A 17,791-nucleotide genomic window follows, 5' to 3' on the forward strand; every position below is an offset into this window, starting at 1 on the left:
CATCACATCAGCACGATGTCGTACTGCTCCTGGGAATAGTGAGTCTCGACCTGGAAGCGGATCGTCTTGCCGATGAACTCTTCCAGATCAGCCACTGCCGCCGACTCTTCATCGAGCAGACGATCGACCACGGCCTGGGAGGCCAGCACTGCGTAGGTCTCCGCGTTGTAGGCACGCTCCTCGCGCAGGATCTCCCGAAAGATTTCGTAGCATACGGATTCCGGCGTCTTCAGCGTGCCGCGTCCCTGGCAGGATGGGCAGGGCTCGCACAGCGTCTGCTCAAGACTCTCACGGGTCCGCTTGCGGGTCAGTTGCACCAGCCCAAGCTCGGTGACGCCGGTACACTTGGTCTTGGCGTGGTCACGCTCGAGAGACTTCTCGAGCATTCTCAGCACCTGCCGCTGATGTTCGGGGTCCACCATATCGATGAAATCGATAATGATGATGCCACCCAGGTTACGCAGACGCAGCTGCCGGGCAATGGCGGTAGCGGCCTCGAGATTGGTCTTGAAGATCGTCTCTTCCAGATTGCGATGACCCACGTAGCCGCCGGTATTGACGTCGATGGTGGTCATCGCCTCGGTGGGGTCGATCACCAGATAGCCACCGGATTTCAGCTGCACCTTGCGTGCCAGCGCTTTCTGGATTTCATCTTCCACACTGTACAGATCGAAGATGGGACGCTCGCCGGCATAGTGCTCGATCCGCCCGACCGCGGTCGGCATGAACTCTTCGGCGAATTCGACCAGCTTGACGAAGTTCTCGCGGGAATCGATGCGCACCTTCTCGATGTCATCACGCATGACATCGCGCAGGGTTCGCATGAACAAAGGCAGATCGTCATAGATGACGCTGGGGGCCGGGGCCGTGATCTTGCGCTCGCTGACCTTGCGCCATAGCCGCAGCAGAAAGTGCATGTCCGCCGCCATTTCCTCGAGGGTCACCCCCTCTGCAGCGGTGCGCACGATAAAGCCGCCGGTGATGTCGATCTGCTGCTCGGCTTGGGCCGCCTCGACCAGCTCTCGCAGACGTTCACGCTCGGTCTCGTCCTCGATACGCTGGGACACCCCGTTATGGGGCGAATCTGGCATGTACACCAGGTAGCGGGAGGGTACCGACAGGTGGGTGGTCAGGCGAGCCCCCTTGGAACCGATGGGGTCCTTGGTCACCTGGACGACCAGTGACTGGCCTTCGTGCAGGAGATGCGAAATGGACGGCTGCTCTTCGCCACTGGCGGCGTGATCACCGACGTCGTGGGCGTGAATGAAGGCCGCCCGTGACAGACCAATATCGACGAAGGCGGCCTGCATGCCGGGCAACACTCGAACGACCTTGCCCTGATAGATATTGCCGACAATACCGCGCCGCCTGGCCCGCTCGATGAAGGCTTCCTGGAGCACGCCATTTTCCACCACGGCTACGCGGGTTTCCATCGGCGTCAGGTTGATGAGTACTTCACCACTCATGCGGCTGTCCTTGTCCTTTGATGTCTGGCGCCATTATGACATAGCCACCCATCGTTGCGACGATGCCTGTCTCGGCCATCCTGGCCATACGGATTGATGCAGCATACGCGCTTTCGACCCGCTTGCCATCGCGCAGCGATAGATGACGCCAGATGGGCCGGCCTCAACGCTGCGCCATCCATGTCGACGACGCCTGTCACCCTCCCGTGCACAGCGATTCACCGCGACGCGGTGCTCTAGGGAAGGGCCCCACACCACAGCGCCATACCCTGCTGTCGAAGCAAGGCGGCCGTCTCGAACAAGGGCAGTCCCACCACCGCCGAATGGCTGCCGGCAATGCGCTCGACGAACACCGCGGCAAGCCCCTGGATGGCATATCCCCCGGCCTTGTCCTGGGGTTCACCGCTGCGCCAATACGCATGAATCTCGGCGTCTTCGATCATCCGCATGGTGACGTCAGTGACGACCGTGACCTCCAGCAGACCCGCTGGCCCGGTGACCGCCACAGCCGTCATCACCTGATGATCACGCCCGGAGAGCGAACGCAGCATGGCAAACCCCTCTGCGGCATCCGCTGGCTTGCCAAGAATCTGCCCATCGCGGACCACCGCGGTATCAGATCCCAGCGTGACCCGGTCCTCACTCGCCGCCCCCGGCTGGGCCAGTCCTGCGCGCTGACCGAAGGTCGCCTTGGTCCGGGCAAGGCGCGCGACATAGTCCACGGCCTGCTCACCCGGATGCGGCGTTTCATCGATGTCCACGGGGCAGGCCTCGACCTCGACACCGATACTCGCCAGCAAGTCCCGTCGACGCGGCGAGGCCGACGCCAGACGCAGCGTGTTCGACAAGGGAAGGTCGCTAGCGGAAGGCATGCACAGACTCCTGACCAGGTTACTCGCGGACCGCACGCCGGCCCAGGGCCTTGAACAGCGTGACCAGCCACGGCCACAGGGCGGCCCCGATCAGCGAGGGCATGAGAAACGACAGATGCATCGAAAAAGGCCCGAACAGCGTGCGCAGCCATTGTTCCACCAGCTGCACCAGCCCCAACAGCACGAAGATCAGTACCGCCTGCTGAACCAGGGAGTACGTGCGAAATCTGGGATAGACCAGCGCGCCAAGAAAGGCCAGCAGCGACAAGGTCAAGGCACTCTGCCCCAGCGGCGCCCCTTCGATCAGGTCGAGCAACAGCCCCAGCGCAAAGCCGTGGAACACGCCCACGCGATCAGGCTGCGTCATGCACCAGTACAGCAGCATCAGTCCCAGCCAGTCAGGTCGCCAGACCTGCCAACCATCGGCCATTGGCATGACCTGAAGACACAGCGACAAGGCCAGTGTCAGCCACACCAGCAACAGACTGGCCCGTGGAGTGGCAGCCATCAGTTGTCCTCCTCGGTGTCGTCCTCGGGTGGCAGCAGTAGCTCGCCAAGACGGCGAGCCGACTCGATGGCAACCGGATCCAGATCAGGGTGCCAGCGGCCGCGAGACACCTCTAGCGCCGGTTCCGGTGGGAACAGCAGCAGGAAATGCCGCGAGCGCTGAAGCTGTGCCACCGGCGCCGCGCTGACCGTCGCGAACGGCTCGCCGGGATCATGACCCACGTCGCTGACCCTGGCCACCGGGTAGCCGGCGGGAAAACGTCCCGCCAGGCCGGAGCTGACCAGCAGGTCGCCGACCCGAATATCTGCGGTATCCGGTACATGCAGGACCTTCAGGGCATCGTAGTTGCCCGTTCCCTGAATGATGAAGCGCAGACCGTTGCGATTGACCTGGATGGGCAGCGCGTGACTGGCATCGGTCAGCATCAGGACGCGACTGGAATAGGCGGAGAGTTCACTGACCTGCCCGGCGATACCCGACGAGTCCATCACCGGCTGTCCCACATAGACGCCATCGCGACGGCCACGGTCAATCACCATCTGATGGGTGAAGGGGTCTGGATCGAGGGACAGCAGTTCGGCAGTCAGGTAGGGAACTTCATGGTCTCGGGCGGCATCGAGCAGCTCGCGCAGGCGGACGTTTTCCGCGGTCAGGCTGGCCATGCGCTGGACCCGATGGGACAGCGTCAGCAGCTGTTCACGTAGACGCGCGTTCTCCTCGACCAGAGAACGCTGCTCGGACAATGCCAGAGCCCCCCAATTCAGCACATCACTGGGCAGGCTCACGACCCACTGGATAGGGGCAACCAGCGTCGACAGCTGGGCACGCACCGACTCCATGCGGGTGAAATGCGTATCGACAAACATCAGCCCACCCGCGAGCACCGCACACAACAACATGCGATACCCGGGGACGGAGCCATGCGAGAACAGCGGTTTGATAGGCCGACTCCCTGGAGATCCTGGGCCACACCTTGTCAGTCGCTGGAGAGCAGCTCGAAGGTATGCTGATCAATCATTTCCAGGGCCTTGCCGCCGCCACGGGCGACGCAGGTCAGCGGATCGTCCGCGACCACCACAGGCAGGCCGGTCTCTTCGGCGATCAACTTGTCGAGATCGCGCAGCAGTGCACCACCACCGGTCAACACCAGGCCACGCTCGGCGATGTCAGAGGCCAGTTCGGGGGGAGACTGCTCAAGGGCGCTCTTGACCGCTGAGACGATCGAGCCGAGCGGCTCCTGCAGCGCATCCAGAATCTCGTGAGAATTCAGCGTGAAGCTGCGCGGAATGCCTTCCGCCAGGTTACGGCCACGCACGTCGATTTCGCGCAGCTCGCCACCCGGATAGGCACAGCCAATCTCTTCCTTGATGCGCTCGGCGGTCGCCTCACCGATCAGGCTGCCATAGTGGCGACGCACGTAGGAGCTGATCGCCTCGTCGAAGCGATCGCCGCCGATACGAATCGACTCGGAGTAGACCACGCCGTTGAGCGAGATGATGGCGATCTCTGTGGTACCACCACCGATATCGACGACCATCGAACCCTGAGCTTCCTCCACCGGCAGCCCGGCGCCGATAGCAGCCGCCATAGGCTCCTCGATCAGGAAGACTTCACGGGCACCAGCCCCCTCGGCGGACTCCTTGATGGCACGGCGCTCGACCTGGGTAGACATGCAGGGAACGCACACCAGGACCCGGGGGCTAGGCGTCAGGAAGGTGCTCTGATGCACCTTGCGGATGAAATACTGGAGCATCTGCTCGGTCACGGTGAAGTCGGCGATGACGCCGTCCTTCATCGGACGAATGGCAGTGATGTTTCCCGGGGTGCGGCCCAGCATGCGCTTGGCATCGGCACCCACCGCCGCCACGCTGCGCATGTTGCCAGACTGTCGGATCGCAACCACGGAGGGTTCATCCAGGACGATCCCGCGATGACGCACGTAGATGAGCGTATTGGCCGTCCCCAGATCGATCGACAGATCGCTGGAAAACACACCTCGTAAACGTTTGAACATGGAAAAGATACCTAGTGCAGACCGGAAACCCTGTGCGGACGCAAACGGTATCACTGACCCCCCCTAGCGGCAAGCGTGTTGCGCGTCTCACTTGACCGGGCAGACCTGCCCGAGCGCCCCGGAATGTGGTACCTTCTGCGGTCATTTCATGGACCCTTCCGTCGAGGAATTGATCATGGCGCTTGAACACGCCGAGGTACTCCGTGCCGCTCACCTGGCCCGGATCGACCTTTCAGAGAATGACGCTGCCCACTACCACGATGATCTCGGCCGGATCCTGGAGATGGTTGACCAGCTCCAGGCAGTCGATACCGAGGGCGTCGCCCCCTTGGCCCATCCCCTCGATGCCACCCAGCGCCTGCGCGCCGACGAGGTCACCGAAACTGACCAACGCGACGACTTTCAACGCTGCGCACCTCAGGTCGAAAACGGCCTCTATCTGGTGCCGCGCGTCGTCGAATGACGCCTCGCCCCTTTTTTCTCGACACTGGATTCACGCACACAGGGAGCCAGGCCCATGCATGACAAGACGCTGACAGAGATCAGCCAGGCACTTGCTGCCGGCACCATCTCCAGCCGCGAGCTGACCCAGGATCTGCTCGGACGTATTGATCGCCACGACAAGACGATCAACAGCTTTATCACAGTGACCGCCGACCAGGCGCTGAGCGCCGCCGACGCCGCAGATCAGGCGCGGGCCAACGGCCAGGCAGGACCGCTGACCGGCGTACCGCTGGCGCTGAAGGATATTTTCTGTACCAAGGACGTGCGCACCAGCTGCGGCTCCAGAATGCTCGACAACTTCGTCGCGCCCTATGACGCCAGCGTGGTCGAGAAGCTCAAGGCCGCGGGCAGCGTGAGCCTTGGCAAGACCAATATGGACGAGTTCGCCATGGGCTCCTCCAACGAGTCGAGCTTCTACGGACCGGTCAAGAACCCCTGGGATCTGAACGCTGTCCCCGGCGGCTCATCCGGCGGCAGCGCCGCTGCCATCGCCGCCGGCTTTGTGCCTGCAGCGCTGGGCACCGACACCGGCGGATCGATTCGCCAGCCGGCGGCCTTTTGTGGCATCACCGGGCTGAAGCCCACCTACGGCCGTGTGTCGCGCTACGGCATGATCGCCTACGCCTCCAGCCTGGATCAGGGCGGCCCCATGGCCCGCAGCGCCGAGGACTGCGCCCATCTGTTGAATGCCATCGCCGGCCATGACGTGCGCGACTCCACCAGTGTGGCTCGCGGCGTCCCCGACTACACCGAGGAACTGACAGCACCGCTGTCCGGCCTCAAGATCGGCCTGCCCCGCGAGTACTTTGGAGACGGCCTGGACAGTGGTGTTCGTCAGGCCATTGACGAGGCCATCAAGGTCTATGAGTCGCTGGGAGCCAGCGTGCGCGAGGTCAGCCTTCCGCACACTCAGTACGCCATTCCGGCCTACTACGTGATCGCGCCGGCAGAGGCCTCGTCCAACCTGTCACGCTACGACGGCGTGCGCTTCGGCCACCGTTGCGACAATCCGCTCGACCTGATCGATCTGTACAAGCGCTCTCGAGCAGAAGGCTTTGGCGAAGAGGTCAAGCGTCGCATCCTTATCGGCACCCACACCCTGTCGGAAGGCTTCTTCGATGCCTATTACAAGAAGGCGCAGCAAGTGCGCCGACTGATCCGTCAGGACTTCCTCGACGCCTTCGAAGAGGTCGACGTGCTGATGGGGCCGGCCGCGCCGACACCCGCCTTTGATCTGGGTGCCCAGAAAGACCCGGTGTCCATGTACCTGCAGGATATCTACACCATCGCGGTGAACCTGGCCGGCATTCCCGGCATCAGCGTTCCGGCAGGCTTCTCCGGCCAGCGTCCGGTTGGCCTGCAGATTCTCGGTACGCACTTTGCCGAGACCCGCCTGCTCAATGTGGCACACCAGTTCCAGCAGGCCACCGACTGGCATACCAAGCGTCCCGCGATGACCGAGGAGAACCGCTGATGGAATGGGAAACCGTGATCGGTCTCGAGGTGCACGTACAGCTCGCGACCCGCTCCAAGATCTTCTCCGGCTCGTCCACCGCCTTCGGTGCCGAGCCCAACACCCAGGCCAACGCTGTCGACCTGGGGCTGCCCGGCGTGCTTCCCGTATTGAACGAGCAAGCCGTGGCCATGGCGCTCAAGTTCGGCCTGGGCATTCATGCCGACATTCCCGAAGTGTCGGTGTTTGACCGCAAGAACTACTTCTACGCAGACCTGCCCAAGGGCTACCAGACCAGCCAGATGTACCACCCCATCGTCGGCGCTGGTGAAGTGGAGATCCTGCTGGACGACGGCACCAGCAAGATCATTCGGGTTCACCATGCTCATCTGGAAGAGGATGCCGGCAAGTCGCTGCACGAAGACTTTCACGGCATGACCGGGATCGACCTGAACCGCGCGGGCACGCCCCTTCTGGAAATCGTCTCCGAGCCGGACATGCGCTCGGCCAAGGAGGCTGCGGCCTATCTCAAGGCCATCCATTCCATCGTGACGTACCTGGGAATCTCCGACGGCAACATGGCCGAAGGCTCCATGCGCTGCGACGTCAACGTCTCTGTACGTCCGAAGGGGCAGGAAGCGTTCGGCACCCGTGCCGAGATCAAGAACGTCAACTCGTTCCGCTTCGTCGAGCGCGCCATTGCCTATGAAGTCGAGCGCCAGGTCGAGCTGATCGAGGACGGCGGCAAGGTGGTGCAGGAAACCCGCCTGTACGACCCGGAGGCCGACGAGACACGCAGCATGCGGACCAAGGAAGAAGCCAACGACTACCGCTACTTCCCCTGCCCCGACCTGCTGCCCGTGGTGCTCGACTGCGCCTACGTCGACCACCTGCGCGAGAGCCTGCCCGAGCTGCCTGCGGAGAAGCGCGCGCGCTTCCAGGACGAACTGGGCCTGTCCGCCTACGACGCCGGAGTGCTGTCGGCCAGCCGCGAAATGGCGGAATACTTCGAGCAGGTCAAGGACCTCTGTGGCGACGCCAAGCAGGCGGCCAACTGGGTGCAAGGAGAACTATCCGGGGCGCTCAACCGCGACGGGCTCGACATTTCCGACAGCCCTGTCAGCGCCGAACAGCTTGGTGGCCTGATCAAGCGCGTCATCGACTCGACCATCAACGGCAAGGCGGCCAAGCAGGTCTTCCAGGCCCTGTGGAATGGGGAAGGTGACAGCGCCGACCAGATCATCGAGACCAAGGGACTCAAGCAGGTCACCGACACCGGGGCGATTGAGGCCATGGTGGATCAGGTCATCAGCGAAAGCCCCGCCCAGGTCGCCCAGTACCGGGATGCAGAGCCTGATAAGCGCGGCAAGATGATCGGCTACTTTGTCGGCCAGGTGATGAAAGCGTCTCGCGGCACCGCCAACCCTCAGCAGGTTAACGGCTTGCTCAAGGAAAAACTCGACGCTCTGTGCTGAAACTGACGCACGCCTCCCCGGGACAGCGGCTGTCCCGGGGCCTCTCGTCCACTAGCGGCCTAGGAAGTCACCATGTCTGACGATGTCGGAGCCCGACTACGGGCCTTGAGAACCCTGCGCGGAATCTCTCAACGGGAATTGGCCAAGCGCTGCGGCGTCACCCATTCCAGCCTGTCGTTGATCGAACAAGGCAAGGTCAGTCCCTCCGTCAGCTCCTTGAAGAAGATCCTGGACGCCATTCCGATGAGCGTCGGCGACTTCTTCACCATGGACCTCGAGAGCAAGAATCAGGTCTTCTACAGTGCCGATGAGCTGACGGACGTGGGTAGTGGCGACGTCATCTTCAAGCTGGTTGGCGCCAACCGTGATAGCCGGGCCCTGTCGTTCATGATCGAGACCTATCCCCCAGGCAGTGATACAGGGCGCGAGATGATTACCCATCAGGGAGAGGAAGCGGGCGTCATCCTCGAGGGCGCCATCGAAATCACCATTGGCGCTGAAACCCGTATGCTCGCTGCCGGCGAAGCGTACTACTTCGACACCAATGTGCCTCATCGCTTCCGCAATCCCGGCAAAGAGGCCTGCCGACTGGTCAGCTGCGCCACCCCTGCCCGCACGTTCTAGCAGCCGTCGTCTCCTCTCGCCCACCCCTCCCTTGATACGACAAGAGGCCACGCCAGGCGTGACCTCTTCCCCTGCCCCTTATCCGGGGCAAGGCGCTTTCACTGGGCGTTACACGCTCATCACAGGCTGGAGACGCGTCATGACTCCACCTGCTCGCAGGACGCAATACTGACACCCTGCGCTTCGAGCCGCCGCAAGGTCTCGTCCAGCGCACGCTCGGCGAGACGCACCAGCTCATCGATCTCGTCACGGCTGATCACCAAGGGGGGTGAGATGACCATGGTGTCACCCACCGAGCGCATCACCAGCCCCGTTTCAAAGCAGATGTCACGACACAGATTGCCCACGGCCAGGGCCTTATCGAAGCGCTGCCCGCTGGCCTTGTCTGCGACAATCTCCAGGGCACCGATCAACCCCAGCGAGCGCGCCTCGCCGATCAATGGATGGGCCTCCAGGGCCTTCCAGCGTGACGCCAGGTACGGCCCCAGCTCGTTGCGGACCTTGTCGACGATCCCCTCGGCCTGCATCAGCTCCAGGTTTTTCAGCGCCACAGCGGCGCAGGCGGGATGCCCTGAGTAGGTGAAGCCGTGATAGAACTCGCCCCCCTCCTCGATCAGGGTCTCGGCGACACGGTCACCGACCAGCACGCCGCCAATAGGCAGATAACCTGACGACAGCCCCTTGGCGATCGGCATCAGGTCGGGGGTCAGGTCGTAGTGAACACTGCCGAACCACTCTCCCAGGCGACCAAACCCACAGATCACCTCATCCACCACCAGCAGGATATCGTAACGATCCAGCACCTCCTTGATGGCCGGCCAGTAGCTGTCCGGCGGGATGATGGCGCCACCGGCACCCTGTACCGGCTCGGCGATAAATGCCGCCACCTGATCGGCGCCCAGCTCCTGAATGCGCGCCTCAAGCGCCTCGGCGCAGCGACGACCGAAGCTGTCGGGGTCCTCACAGCTGGCATCAGGCAGGCCCTCGCCATACCAGTAGGGCTGACGAACATGGGTAATCCCCGGCACGCAGGGCCCACCCTGCTCATGCATGGGTGCCATACCCCCAAGGCTCATCCCCGCCACCGTGGAACCGTGATAGCCGTTCTCGCGACCGATGATCCAGTGCTTTTGCGGACGCCCCTTCAAGGCCCAGTAGCGCCGCACCATACGCACGACGGTGTCATTGGCTTCGGAGCCTGAACCGGTGAAGAACACCCGGTTCATGTGCGGCGGGGCGAGACGGCAGAGGGTCGCGGCCAGCTCCACCGCCGGTGGGTGCGAGGTCTTGAAGAAGTTGTTGTAGTACGGCAGCTGAGTCAGCTGCTGGGTGGCGGCGTCGACCAGCTCCTTACGACCGTACCCCAGGTTAACGCACCACAGCCCCGCCATGGCATCCAGTATTCGGTTGCCGTCGGCATCACGTATGTACACGCCTTGGGCATCGACGATGATGCGACTGCCCTCCTCCCCAAGCGCCTTGAAATCGGTAAAGGGATGCAGGTGGTGAGCACTGTCCAGCTGCTTGAGGGTGGTGCTGTCCTTCAGGGTCATGGCCGATTCTCCCAAAACGGCAGAGGATAAACGTTATGTTTTATTCAACATAACTACCATACGCTTTCTTGCCAAGAGATCGATCATCCTTTCGCCCAACACGAAGCTAACCCTTTGTTATATGGTTCATGACCGTAAGAAAATGTCGACATTAGATGTAAATCTTAATTTTTTTGTTTGACGACCCAATCAACATAGACCAATTTTCATTGACACAACTCTCCCCAGACCAACAACCATTCCAATCACTTGCCGGGAGTCCCTATGCATCACCTTACCCCGTTGTTGCGTCAGTGCTTTGGGCGCGCCTGCTGCTGGGCCATCTGCCTGGCCTTTGCCGCCATCCTGGCGTCACCCGCACACGCACAGCCTGACCTTTCCACTGCCGAACTCATCCTTGCAGAGGTCCCGACTCACATCGAGGCCAGTGGTCTGGAACCGGGCGCCTCCTATCGTATCGAGACACGCCACACTCTCCCTTCCGGCAGCGAGAGACTGCTCCCGGAGCGTCAGTTGATTGCCGACGACGCCGGCCAGGCCAGCCTGGAGCTGGTGCTCGGCCAGGAGACATACACCGTCTCGCTCGTGGACGCAGACAACGTCAGCCTGGCCACTTCTGTGCTTGACCCGATTCCTGCATGGCTATCGCTGCTGCCAGCACTCAGCGCCATTACGCTGGCGCTGGCCTTTCGCCAGGTCATCGTGGCGCTGTTCACTGGCCTGCTGCTGGGCGGCTGGGTGTTGCATGGCATGCATCCAACCGCGCTGCTCAACGCCTTCGGTGACTCGGTGAATGTGCACGTGTTGAACGCCGCCAGCGACAGCGATCACATGTCCATCGTACTGTTCTGCCTGTTGATTGGCGGCATGGTGGGGATCATCTCCCGCAACGGCGGGACCCGCGGCATTGCCGAGCGCATTTCCCGGGTGGTGCGCGGACGTCGCCAAGCCCAAAGCTCCTCCGCACTGCTGGGGCTCGCCATCTTTTTCGACGACTACGCCAATGCTCTGATCGTCGGCAACACCATGCGACATATCACCGATCGGCTATGCGTCTCTCGCGCCAAGCTGGCCTACCTTGTCGACAGCACTGCGGCGCCGGTGTCCGCCATCATGCTGGTCACGACCTGGATCGGGTTTCAGGTGGGCCTGATCAGCGAGGCGATGGCGGGGATCGATGGCTGGGATGCCTCGGCCTACTCGGTATTCGTCAACGCCATTCCCTACAACGCCTACCCCATTCTCGCGCTGGTCTTCGTTTTTCTGGTGGCCTGGACCGGCCGCGACTTTGGCCCGATGCTGAAAGCCGAGCGACTCGCCCTGGCATCCCCAAGGGAGCGCCAAGGCCTCAGCAGCCGAGAGGCGATCGTCGAGGAGGCCGACATCGCCACCAAGGAAGGTATCCCCCATCGCGCACTGAACGCCGTTGTGCCAATGCTGGTCCTGGTCGGGGTCACCCTCGGCGGGATTTACACCACCGGACTGGCGTCGCTCGGCGAGGGACCGCATCTGCTGCGCGACGTCTTCGGGGAAGGCGACTCGTTCAGCGCCATGATGTGGGGTTCCCTTGCGGCCTGCCTATGCGCCGTCGTGCTGACCCTGGCCCAGGGGCTGATGCGCATGACGGAGACGCTTCATTACTGGTTCGAGGGCGTGAAGTCGATGCTGCTGCCGATCACCATCCTGATGATGGCCTGGGCCTTGGCAGGGGTGAATGACGCGCTGCATACCAGTGACTACCTGGTGTCCGTCCTGGGCGAGAGCCTGTCGCCACAGTGGCTGCCGGCGGTGATCTTCTGTCTTGCCGGTTTCACCGCCTTTGCTACCGGCTCGTCATGGGGTGTCATGGGCATCATGATGCCTCTGGTGGTGCCGCTGGCCTGGGCGGTTCTTGACCACCACGACATGGCCGGTAGTGCGGAAGGCATGCCACTGCTCTACGCGTCCGTGGCGGGCGTGCTGGCCGGAGCAGTGTGGGGCGACCACTGCTCTCCACTGGCCGAAACCACCCTGCTGGCGGCGATGGCCAGCGGCTGTGAGTTGATCGAACACGTCACCACACAGCTGCCCTACGCGCTGCTGGTAGGGCTGGTGGCACTGATTTTCGGTGCCGGCATGACCGGGCTGGGACTCCCCTGGTGGCTGGGGCTCGGGGCAGGCGCGCTTACGCTGACCGCTTGCCTCTACCTGCTGGGCCAACGCGCGACGGTTCCCTCAAGCACACCGACGCTCTCCCACGGCTGACCGTGCATGCCAGGCGGCTGCCTGGCTGCACTCGACTCGCTACGAACGCTATCCACCAACGACAGCGGCACCGTCCTGAGACGGTGCCGCTGATGGTCTACCTGCGAAAAGACATGGCGATAAAAGACCGGCGAAAACGCCGAGCCGATATGGCTTAGCCTTCTTCGTTCATCATCGCCTGACGTTTTTCGTTGGCTGCCTCGCTACCCTCGAGCATGTCACTGTTGTAGCCGTCCATGGCGCCTTCAGTGCTACCAGGATCAGCGTGCTCGAGCATCTCCTGCCGCTTTTCGGTGGCAGCAGCGCTGCCTTCCAGCATGGTGGCATTATCTTGCTCCATCATGCCTTCGCCCGGCTGAGATTCCGCGTGGCTTTCCTCCAACGCCTGGCGCAGCTCCTCTTCTGCCGTAGACTGCTCCCCGGACATTGACGACGATTCAGCCACGGCCAGGCCCGCCCCGAACAGCAGCATTGAGCCCGCCAGCATACCCATCGCAGACACACGCTTAAGCACCATCGCTCTCTCCTTGCGAATTCTCAAAAGAATTCTCCCGGGCAGCCCTGGAACTGCAATGGGGAAGGGCCACTTCCCCGGGAGCATGACCACGATGTCAGCTTAATGTAGTTTCTATGCCTGTCGAGGCATCACCATCGACGCCACCGACCCCAGCACTCACCGTTGTCCTGGCGAAAACCCGCGTCAGCTCAGCGTCACCGCCTCTGATGTAATCCATGTCTTACATCAAAACGAGTCAATAACACCCATCTAACGACGATATTACCGACGACTTGCGCAAGCCTTGGCAAACCCTCGGAAGATGGCGTCGTAAAGCGGATGGGAAGCAGACTCCCACTCAGGGTGCCACTGGACAGCCAGGGTAAAGCCCGGTGCCTGCGCTACAGAAACTGCCTCCACCAGGCCATCAGGGGCCAGGGCTTCCACACGCAAGCCTTCACCCAGGCGGTCGACGCCCTGTTGATGCAGTGAATTGACCTTGGCTACCGGTTCGTCGAACAGCGCCGCCAATTGGCCTCCCGGTTCGATCGTCACGTCGTGCACGGGAGCATACTGCTGCTGCTTGTGTCCCTCGGGCTCCCGGTGATCCAGCATCCCCGGGACACGCTGTACGGCCTGATGCAGGCTGCCACCGAAGGCCACATTGATTTCCTGAAAGCCCCGGCAGATCCCCAGCAGCGGCAGTGAGCGCTCCAGCGCCAGGGGAATCCAGCTCATGGCAGCAGCATCCCGTGCCACGTCATCGCGAGTGTTTTCCGGGGCCCGTTGCGCCCCGTAACGCTCGGGCAACACATTGGTGTAGCTGCCGGTGAGCACAAGACCATCAAGGCGTGCCAGCAAGGCACTCACGTCCTCGTCGCGTTGCTCTTCCCAGACGGGAAGCACGACCGGCTCGAGACCGTAGTCACGCAGCGTTCTCACGTACTTGTCCGTGACCATGTGCGCCGGATGACCTTCGACGTCACGGCGACACGCGATGACTCCTACCAGGGGACGGATATTCATGCTCTCCCTCTTGAACGTTCACTTGTTATGGTTTGCTCAACATACATTGGTCGCATTTTCTTGCCAACCCTGGCTGAAGAAAACCACAGACAACAATTTATAAATTCATGTTTATGATACAAAAATACGCAAAAAGACGGACTTCCTTCTGTGCGGTGCAGTGATGGCCGCGCGTAAATAATTTGACACCACCGCTTGCCCAGCGAAACACTATGCCGATCACAACGAACCAACAAAGGTGACCGCATGAGCACCCCCGGCGTCGATGAAGCCCGCGACTTTCTCCAGCGCCATCCCGAGATCGACAGCGTGGACCTGCTGATCAGTGACCTCAATGGCGTCCTGCGCGGCAAGCGAATTCCGACGGACAACCTGGAAAAGGCCTTTGTCAGCGGCATTGCGCTACCGGGCTCTGTGTTCGCCCTCGATATCACCGGAAACACCGTGGAAGAGACAGGGCTAGGGCTCGACATCGGGGATCGTGACCAGATCTGTCGTCCCGTTCCTGGCAGCCTGATGGTGGCCCCCTGGCAGCGAGACGGCCGTCATGCCCAGCTGCTCATGAGCATGCGCGACGACGACGATGGTCCTTTCTTTGCCGACCCACGCAATGTCCTGGCGGCCCAAGTTCAGCGCCTGTCGGATCGCGGTTTCAAGGCGGTCGTGGCACTGGAGCTGGAATTCTATCTGGTCGATCGTGCCCGCGATGAACTCGGCATGGCGCAGCCCTGCAAGTCCCCCGCCAGCGGCGAACGAGCCAAGGAGAGCCAGCTCTACTCCATCAGTGAACTGGATGAATACGCCGACTTTCTCGAGGAAGTTCACGCCGCGGCCAAGACACAGCAGCTGCCCCTCGATACGGCACTGAAAGAGTGCGCCCCGGGGCAGTTCGAGATCAACCTGATTCACGGCGATGATGTGCTCAAGGCATGTGACAGCGCCGTGCTGCTCAAGCGCCTGATCAAAGGGGTCGCGCTGCGCCACGGTTTTGAAGCCACCTTCATGGCCAAGCCTTACGGCGGGGAAGCGGGCAATGGCATGCACGTGCACATGAGCCTGGTCGACCAGAATGGCGACAATGTGTTCGCAGACCCCGACGAAAATCCCCATGGCAGCCGCCTGCTGGGCAACGCCATCGCTGGCCTGATGGAGCTGATGCCCGCGTCGATGGCGCTGTTCGCGCCGAACCTCAACTCGTTCCGCCGCTTTCAACCAGGGCTCTACGTGCCCATGACCCCCTGCTGGGGATACGATAACCGCTCGGTGGCCCTGCGCATCCCTTCCGGTGCCAACGCTGCGCGCCGAGTCGAGCATCGTGTCGCGGGGGCCGACGCCAACCCTTACCTGTTGCTGGCCACGCTGCTGGCGTCTGTGCTGCATGGGCTGGCGTCAGACCTCACGCCCCCTGAGGCCACCACCGGCAACGCCTACCGCCAGCTCACGCCCACGCTGACCAATAGCTGGAGCCAGGCGCTGGATCTGCTGGAAGACTCAGCGGTCCTTGCCGAGGCCCTGGGCCGCGACTTTCTCAAGGTCTTCGTGGCCAACCGTCGAGCGGAGCGCGAGCTCGCCATGCAAAGCGTCAGTCGCCTTGAGTATGACTGGTATCTGCGCCACGTCTAAGGACGCCTGACCCTCTCAGCATCACAGATATTCCTGCTACGCAGCGGCCCCATGGGGCCGTCGCGTTGCCCTGTCCCGACGTCAACCCGAACACAACACACCAACACGGGTCCCCTTATGACACGCACAACTCCTAAAAGCCCCAAGCGCCCGTCGTGCCTGCAGGACGTTTTCGTCAACCTGGCCACTCACCAGCCTCATCTGCAGGAGGTGATCGCATGACCACGCCCTCTTCCACCTCCTCGCATCCCTTTGCTCCTGGCAAACCTGCACAGAAAGGCAAGGGCCGAGTCTTCCTTCTGGTCGCAGGATTGGTCGCCCTGGTAGCTGGTCTCACCCTCTACCATGAAGCGGGAACGCCATTTGGCTGGATAAGTCTGGTCCCTTCGCTGATCGTACTGGTCGTGGCCATCGCCACCCACCGCACCCTTGAAGCATTGGCCATCGGCTCCTTGTCAGGCCTCATCCTGATCGAGCCGGCCGATTACATCGGGACCCTGGCCGACATTTCCCTCGACGTCATGATGAACGAGACCATCGCCTGGCTGATTCTGGTCTGCGGTCTGATGGGCGGCTTTATCGCGATGCTGGAAAAGTCCGGCTGCACCCTGAGCTTCAGCCACTTCATGAGCCGCCTGGTCAAGACTCGTCGGCAATCGTTGATCAGTACCGCCGTTCTCGGCCTGCTGATCTTTATCGATGACTACCTCAACGCTCTCGCCACATCTGCTGCCATGAAGCGACTTACCGACCGCTTCGGGGTATCACGCGAAAAGCTGGCGTACATCGTCGACTCCACGGCCGCTCCAATATGTGTGCTCGTGCCGATCTCCACCTGGGCGGTGTATTTTGCCGAATTGCTGGAGACCAATGGCGCGACCGACGGGCCTGGCATGTGGCTCTATATCCAATCGATCCCGTACATGCTGTATGGCTGGGTGGCCATGGGCCTGGTCTTTCTGGTAGCGATCGGGTTGATGCCCGACCTCGGACCGATGAAGGCCGCTGAGCGTCGCGCCAAGGCCGGACAACCCATCCCCGATGGCGCCCCCGACGAACCGCTCAGTGACGACACCCCTCGCGGCAATCCCTGGCTTGGCCTGTTCAATTTCATTGCCCCCATGGCGGTATTGATCGGCGCCAGTGCCTACTTCGAGATCGACCTGCTCAAGGGCGTCATCGCCGCCACCCTGTTCACTATCGTGCTGTTCCTGGTGCAGCGCTTGTCGACCTTCTCGAGCTTGATGGATTCGATCATGGACGGCTTCCGTACCATGATGCTGCCCCTGGCCATTGTTGCCGTCGGCTTCATGCTCAAGGAAGTCAACGATCAACTGGGTATGACCCAGTTCATGATCGATACGCTGGCTCCTTACATCACCCCCGCACTGCTGCCTGCCATCGTGTTTGCTTCCATGGCCGTCGTGGTCTTTGCCACCGGCTCCTCCTGGGGTGTCTTTGTCATCTCGATCCCGATTGTGGTGCCCATGGCCGCCCATATGGGAGTGTCGATGCCATTGGTGGTCGGCGCCCTGCTGTCCGCCTCGAGCTTCGGCAGCCATGCCTGCTTCTTCTCCGACTCGTCGGTACTGTCCTCCCAGGGCAGCGGAGTACTGCCCATGCAGCACGCCCTGACGCAGCTGCCCTACACCCTGATCGGTGCCAGCGTCACCACCCTCGGCTTTATCGTGCTGGGATATAGCCTGGCGTAACGTCACGCTTCAACGCGCTGTCCTCCCTGCGACACATGCGCCTGCCAGGGAGGACAGGCGTTCTCATTGCAAATCCCGCTCACTCGCCCCCTCCTCTACTACCCTGCCTCCTCTACTAGCCAGCCTCCAGGGAAGCACTGCATGAACTCTCTGACAGGCGAGACGCTACGTTGTGTACTGCTCGAACGCCCTTCCCTATCGCCAAACACCATAGGGCATTT

At 62.0% G+C, this 17,791-nt stretch carries 15 protein-coding genes; 7 read left to right on the top strand and 8 right to left on the bottom strand.

Going from position 1 to position 17,791, the window contains the following annotated elements; genetic code table 11:
* Positions 1-2: 2 nt before the first annotated feature.
* The 5 genes from rng to KUW18_RS11355 form a co-directional block, all read right to left on the bottom strand.
* Positions 3-1,466, bottom strand: a complete 1,464-nt coding sequence (gene rng / locus KUW18_RS11335) for a ribonuclease G (protein ID WP_206943351.1) — start codon at positions 1,464-1,466, stop codon at positions 3-5.
* A 236-nt stretch (positions 1,467-1,702) separates the two neighbouring features.
* Positions 1,703-2,338 carry a Maf family protein gene (locus KUW18_RS11340; RefSeq protein WP_222561438.1) on the bottom strand — a complete coding sequence of 212 codons (636 nt, stop codon included), beginning with the start codon at positions 2,336-2,338 and terminating at the stop codon, positions 1,703-1,705.
* A 19-nt stretch (positions 2,339-2,357) separates the two neighbouring features.
* On the bottom strand, positions 2,358-2,846 hold the full coding sequence (mreD, locus tag KUW18_RS11345) for a rod shape-determining protein MreD (protein ID WP_206943353.1): 489 nt from the start codon (positions 2,844-2,846) through the stop codon (positions 2,358-2,360).
* Positions 2,846-3,745 (bottom strand): rod shape-determining protein MreC, encoded by a 900-nt coding sequence (gene mreC / locus KUW18_RS11350; RefSeq protein WP_206943355.1) that lies wholly within the window; start codon positions 3,743-3,745, stop codon positions 2,846-2,848. Before mreC ends, mreD begins: the two co-directional genes overlap by 1 nt.
* Positions 3,746-3,822: 77 nt before the next feature.
* Entirely contained in the window at positions 3,823-4,860 is a 1,038-nt protein-coding gene (locus KUW18_RS11355; protein ID WP_206943356.1) for a rod shape-determining protein, read from the bottom strand.
* 175 nt (positions 4,861-5,035) lie between these two features.
* Between KUW18_RS11355 and gatC the strand changes: the two genes are divergently transcribed.
* The 4 genes from gatC (at position 5,036) to KUW18_RS11375 (ending at position 8,916) form a co-directional block, all read left to right on the top strand.
* On the top strand, positions 5,036-5,323 hold the full coding sequence (gatC, locus tag KUW18_RS11360; protein ID WP_206943358.1) for an Asp-tRNA(Asn)/Glu-tRNA(Gln) amidotransferase subunit GatC: 288 nt from the start codon (positions 5,036-5,038) through the stop codon (positions 5,321-5,323).
* Between the two features lie 54 nt (positions 5,324-5,377).
* Positions 5,378-6,838 carry an Asp-tRNA(Asn)/Glu-tRNA(Gln) amidotransferase subunit GatA gene (gene gatA, locus KUW18_RS11365; RefSeq protein ID WP_222561439.1) on the top strand — a complete coding sequence of 487 codons (1,461 nt, stop codon included), beginning with the start codon at positions 5,378-5,380 and terminating at the stop codon, positions 6,836-6,838.
* Positions 6,838-8,292, top strand: a complete 1,455-nt coding sequence (gene gatB / locus KUW18_RS11370) for an Asp-tRNA(Asn)/Glu-tRNA(Gln) amidotransferase subunit GatB (RefSeq protein ID WP_206943362.1) — start codon at positions 6,838-6,840, stop codon at positions 8,290-8,292. Before gatA ends, gatB begins: the two co-directional genes overlap by 1 nt.
* 72 nt (positions 8,293-8,364) lie before the next feature.
* Positions 8,365-8,916 carry a cupin domain-containing protein gene (locus tag KUW18_RS11375; protein ID WP_206943364.1) on the top strand — a complete coding sequence of 184 codons (552 nt, stop codon included), beginning with the start codon at positions 8,365-8,367 and terminating at the stop codon, positions 8,914-8,916.
* A gap of 137 nt (positions 8,917-9,053) precedes the next feature.
* On the opposite strand, the gene KUW18_RS11380 is transcribed toward KUW18_RS11375, so the two are convergent.
* Complete coding sequence (locus tag KUW18_RS11380) at positions 9,054-10,469, bottom strand: aspartate aminotransferase family protein (RefSeq protein ID WP_222238662.1); 1,416 nt, start codon at positions 10,467-10,469, stop codon at positions 9,054-9,056.
* A gap of 264 nt (positions 10,470-10,733) precedes the next feature.
* On the opposite strand from KUW18_RS11380, the gene KUW18_RS11385 reads away from it, so the two are divergent.
* Complete coding sequence (locus KUW18_RS11385) at positions 10,734-12,713, top strand: Na+/H+ antiporter NhaC family protein (protein WP_222561440.1); 1,980 nt, start codon at positions 10,734-10,736, stop codon at positions 12,711-12,713.
* Between the two features lie 154 nt (positions 12,714-12,867).
* Here the strand turns inward: KUW18_RS11385 and KUW18_RS11390 are convergent, their stop codons facing one another.
* Positions 12,868-13,230, bottom strand: a complete 363-nt coding sequence (locus KUW18_RS11390) for a hypothetical protein (protein ID WP_206943369.1) — start codon at positions 13,228-13,230, stop codon at positions 12,868-12,870.
* A 261-nt stretch (positions 13,231-13,491) separates the two neighbouring features.
* Positions 13,492-14,235 carry a gamma-glutamyl-gamma-aminobutyrate hydrolase family protein gene (locus KUW18_RS11395; RefSeq protein ID WP_222163524.1) on the bottom strand — a complete coding sequence of 248 codons (744 nt, stop codon included), beginning with the start codon at positions 14,233-14,235 and terminating at the stop codon, positions 13,492-13,494.
* A gap of 246 nt (positions 14,236-14,481) precedes the next feature.
* On the opposite strand from KUW18_RS11395, the gene KUW18_RS11400 reads away from it, so the two are divergent.
* Together KUW18_RS11400 and KUW18_RS11405 are read left to right on the top strand one after the other, a co-directional pair.
* Positions 14,482-15,858, top strand: a complete 1,377-nt coding sequence (locus tag KUW18_RS11400) for a glutamine synthetase family protein (RefSeq protein WP_222238664.1) — start codon at positions 14,482-14,484, stop codon at positions 15,856-15,858.
* Positions 15,859-16,076: 218 nt separating this feature from the next.
* Positions 16,077-17,570: a Na+/H+ antiporter NhaC family protein gene (locus KUW18_RS11405; RefSeq protein WP_206943372.1), complete on the top strand. Its 1,494-nt coding sequence runs from the start codon at positions 16,077-16,079 to the stop codon at positions 17,568-17,570.
* Positions 17,571-17,791: the final 221 nt, after the last annotated feature.

It is taken from the genome of Halomonas sp. DP5Y7-2, from assembly GCF_019802025.1.
GTDB classification, from domain to species: domain Bacteria; phylum Pseudomonadota; class Gammaproteobacteria; order Pseudomonadales; family Halomonadaceae; genus Halomonas; species Halomonas litopenaei_A.

Excerpts from the sequence above, each read along its gene's own strand:
- gatA (WP_222561439.1), top strand. The coding sequence starts at position 5,378 with ATGCATGACAAGACGCTGACAGAGATCAGCCAGGCACTTGCTGCCGGC.
- mreD (WP_206943353.1), bottom strand. The coding sequence starts at position 2,846 with ATGGCTGCCACTCCACGGGCCAGTCTGTTGCTGGTGTGGCTGACACTG.
- rng (WP_206943351.1), bottom strand. The coding sequence starts at position 1,466 with ATGAGTGGTGAAGTACTCATCAACCTGACGCCGATGGAAACCCGCGTA.
- KUW18_RS11405 (WP_206943372.1), top strand. The coding sequence starts at position 16,077 with ATGACCACGCCCTCTTCCACCTCCTCGCATCCCTTTGCTCCTGGCAAA.
- gatB (WP_206943362.1), top strand. The coding sequence starts at position 6,838 with ATGGAATGGGAAACCGTGATCGGTCTCGAGGTGCACGTACAGCTCGCG.
- KUW18_RS11385 (WP_222561440.1), top strand. The coding sequence starts at position 10,734 with ATGCATCACCTTACCCCGTTGTTGCGTCAGTGCTTTGGGCGCGCCTGC.
- KUW18_RS11375 (WP_206943364.1), top strand. The coding sequence starts at position 8,365 with ATGTCTGACGATGTCGGAGCCCGACTACGGGCCTTGAGAACCCTGCGC.
- KUW18_RS11380 (WP_222238662.1), bottom strand. The coding sequence starts at position 10,469 with ATGACCCTGAAGGACAGCACCACCCTCAAGCAGCTGGACAGTGCTCAC.
- KUW18_RS11395 (WP_222163524.1), bottom strand. The coding sequence starts at position 14,235 with ATGAATATCCGTCCCCTGGTAGGAGTCATCGCGTGTCGCCGTGACGTC.
- KUW18_RS11355 (WP_206943356.1), bottom strand. The coding sequence starts at position 4,860 with ATGTTCAAACGTTTACGAGGTGTGTTTTCCAGCGATCTGTCGATCGAT.
- KUW18_RS11340 (WP_222561438.1), bottom strand. The coding sequence starts at position 2,338 with ATGCCTTCCGCTAGCGACCTTCCCTTGTCGAACACGCTGCGTCTGGCG.
- KUW18_RS11400 (WP_222238664.1), top strand. The coding sequence starts at position 14,482 with ATGAGCACCCCCGGCGTCGATGAAGCCCGCGACTTTCTCCAGCGCCAT.
- KUW18_RS11390 (WP_206943369.1), bottom strand. The coding sequence starts at position 13,230 with ATGGTGCTTAAGCGTGTGTCTGCGATGGGTATGCTGGCGGGCTCAATG.
- mreC (WP_206943355.1), bottom strand. The coding sequence starts at position 3,745 with ATGTTGTTGTGTGCGGTGCTCGCGGGTGGGCTGATGTTTGTCGATACG.
- gatC (WP_206943358.1), top strand. The coding sequence starts at position 5,036 with ATGGCGCTTGAACACGCCGAGGTACTCCGTGCCGCTCACCTGGCCCGG.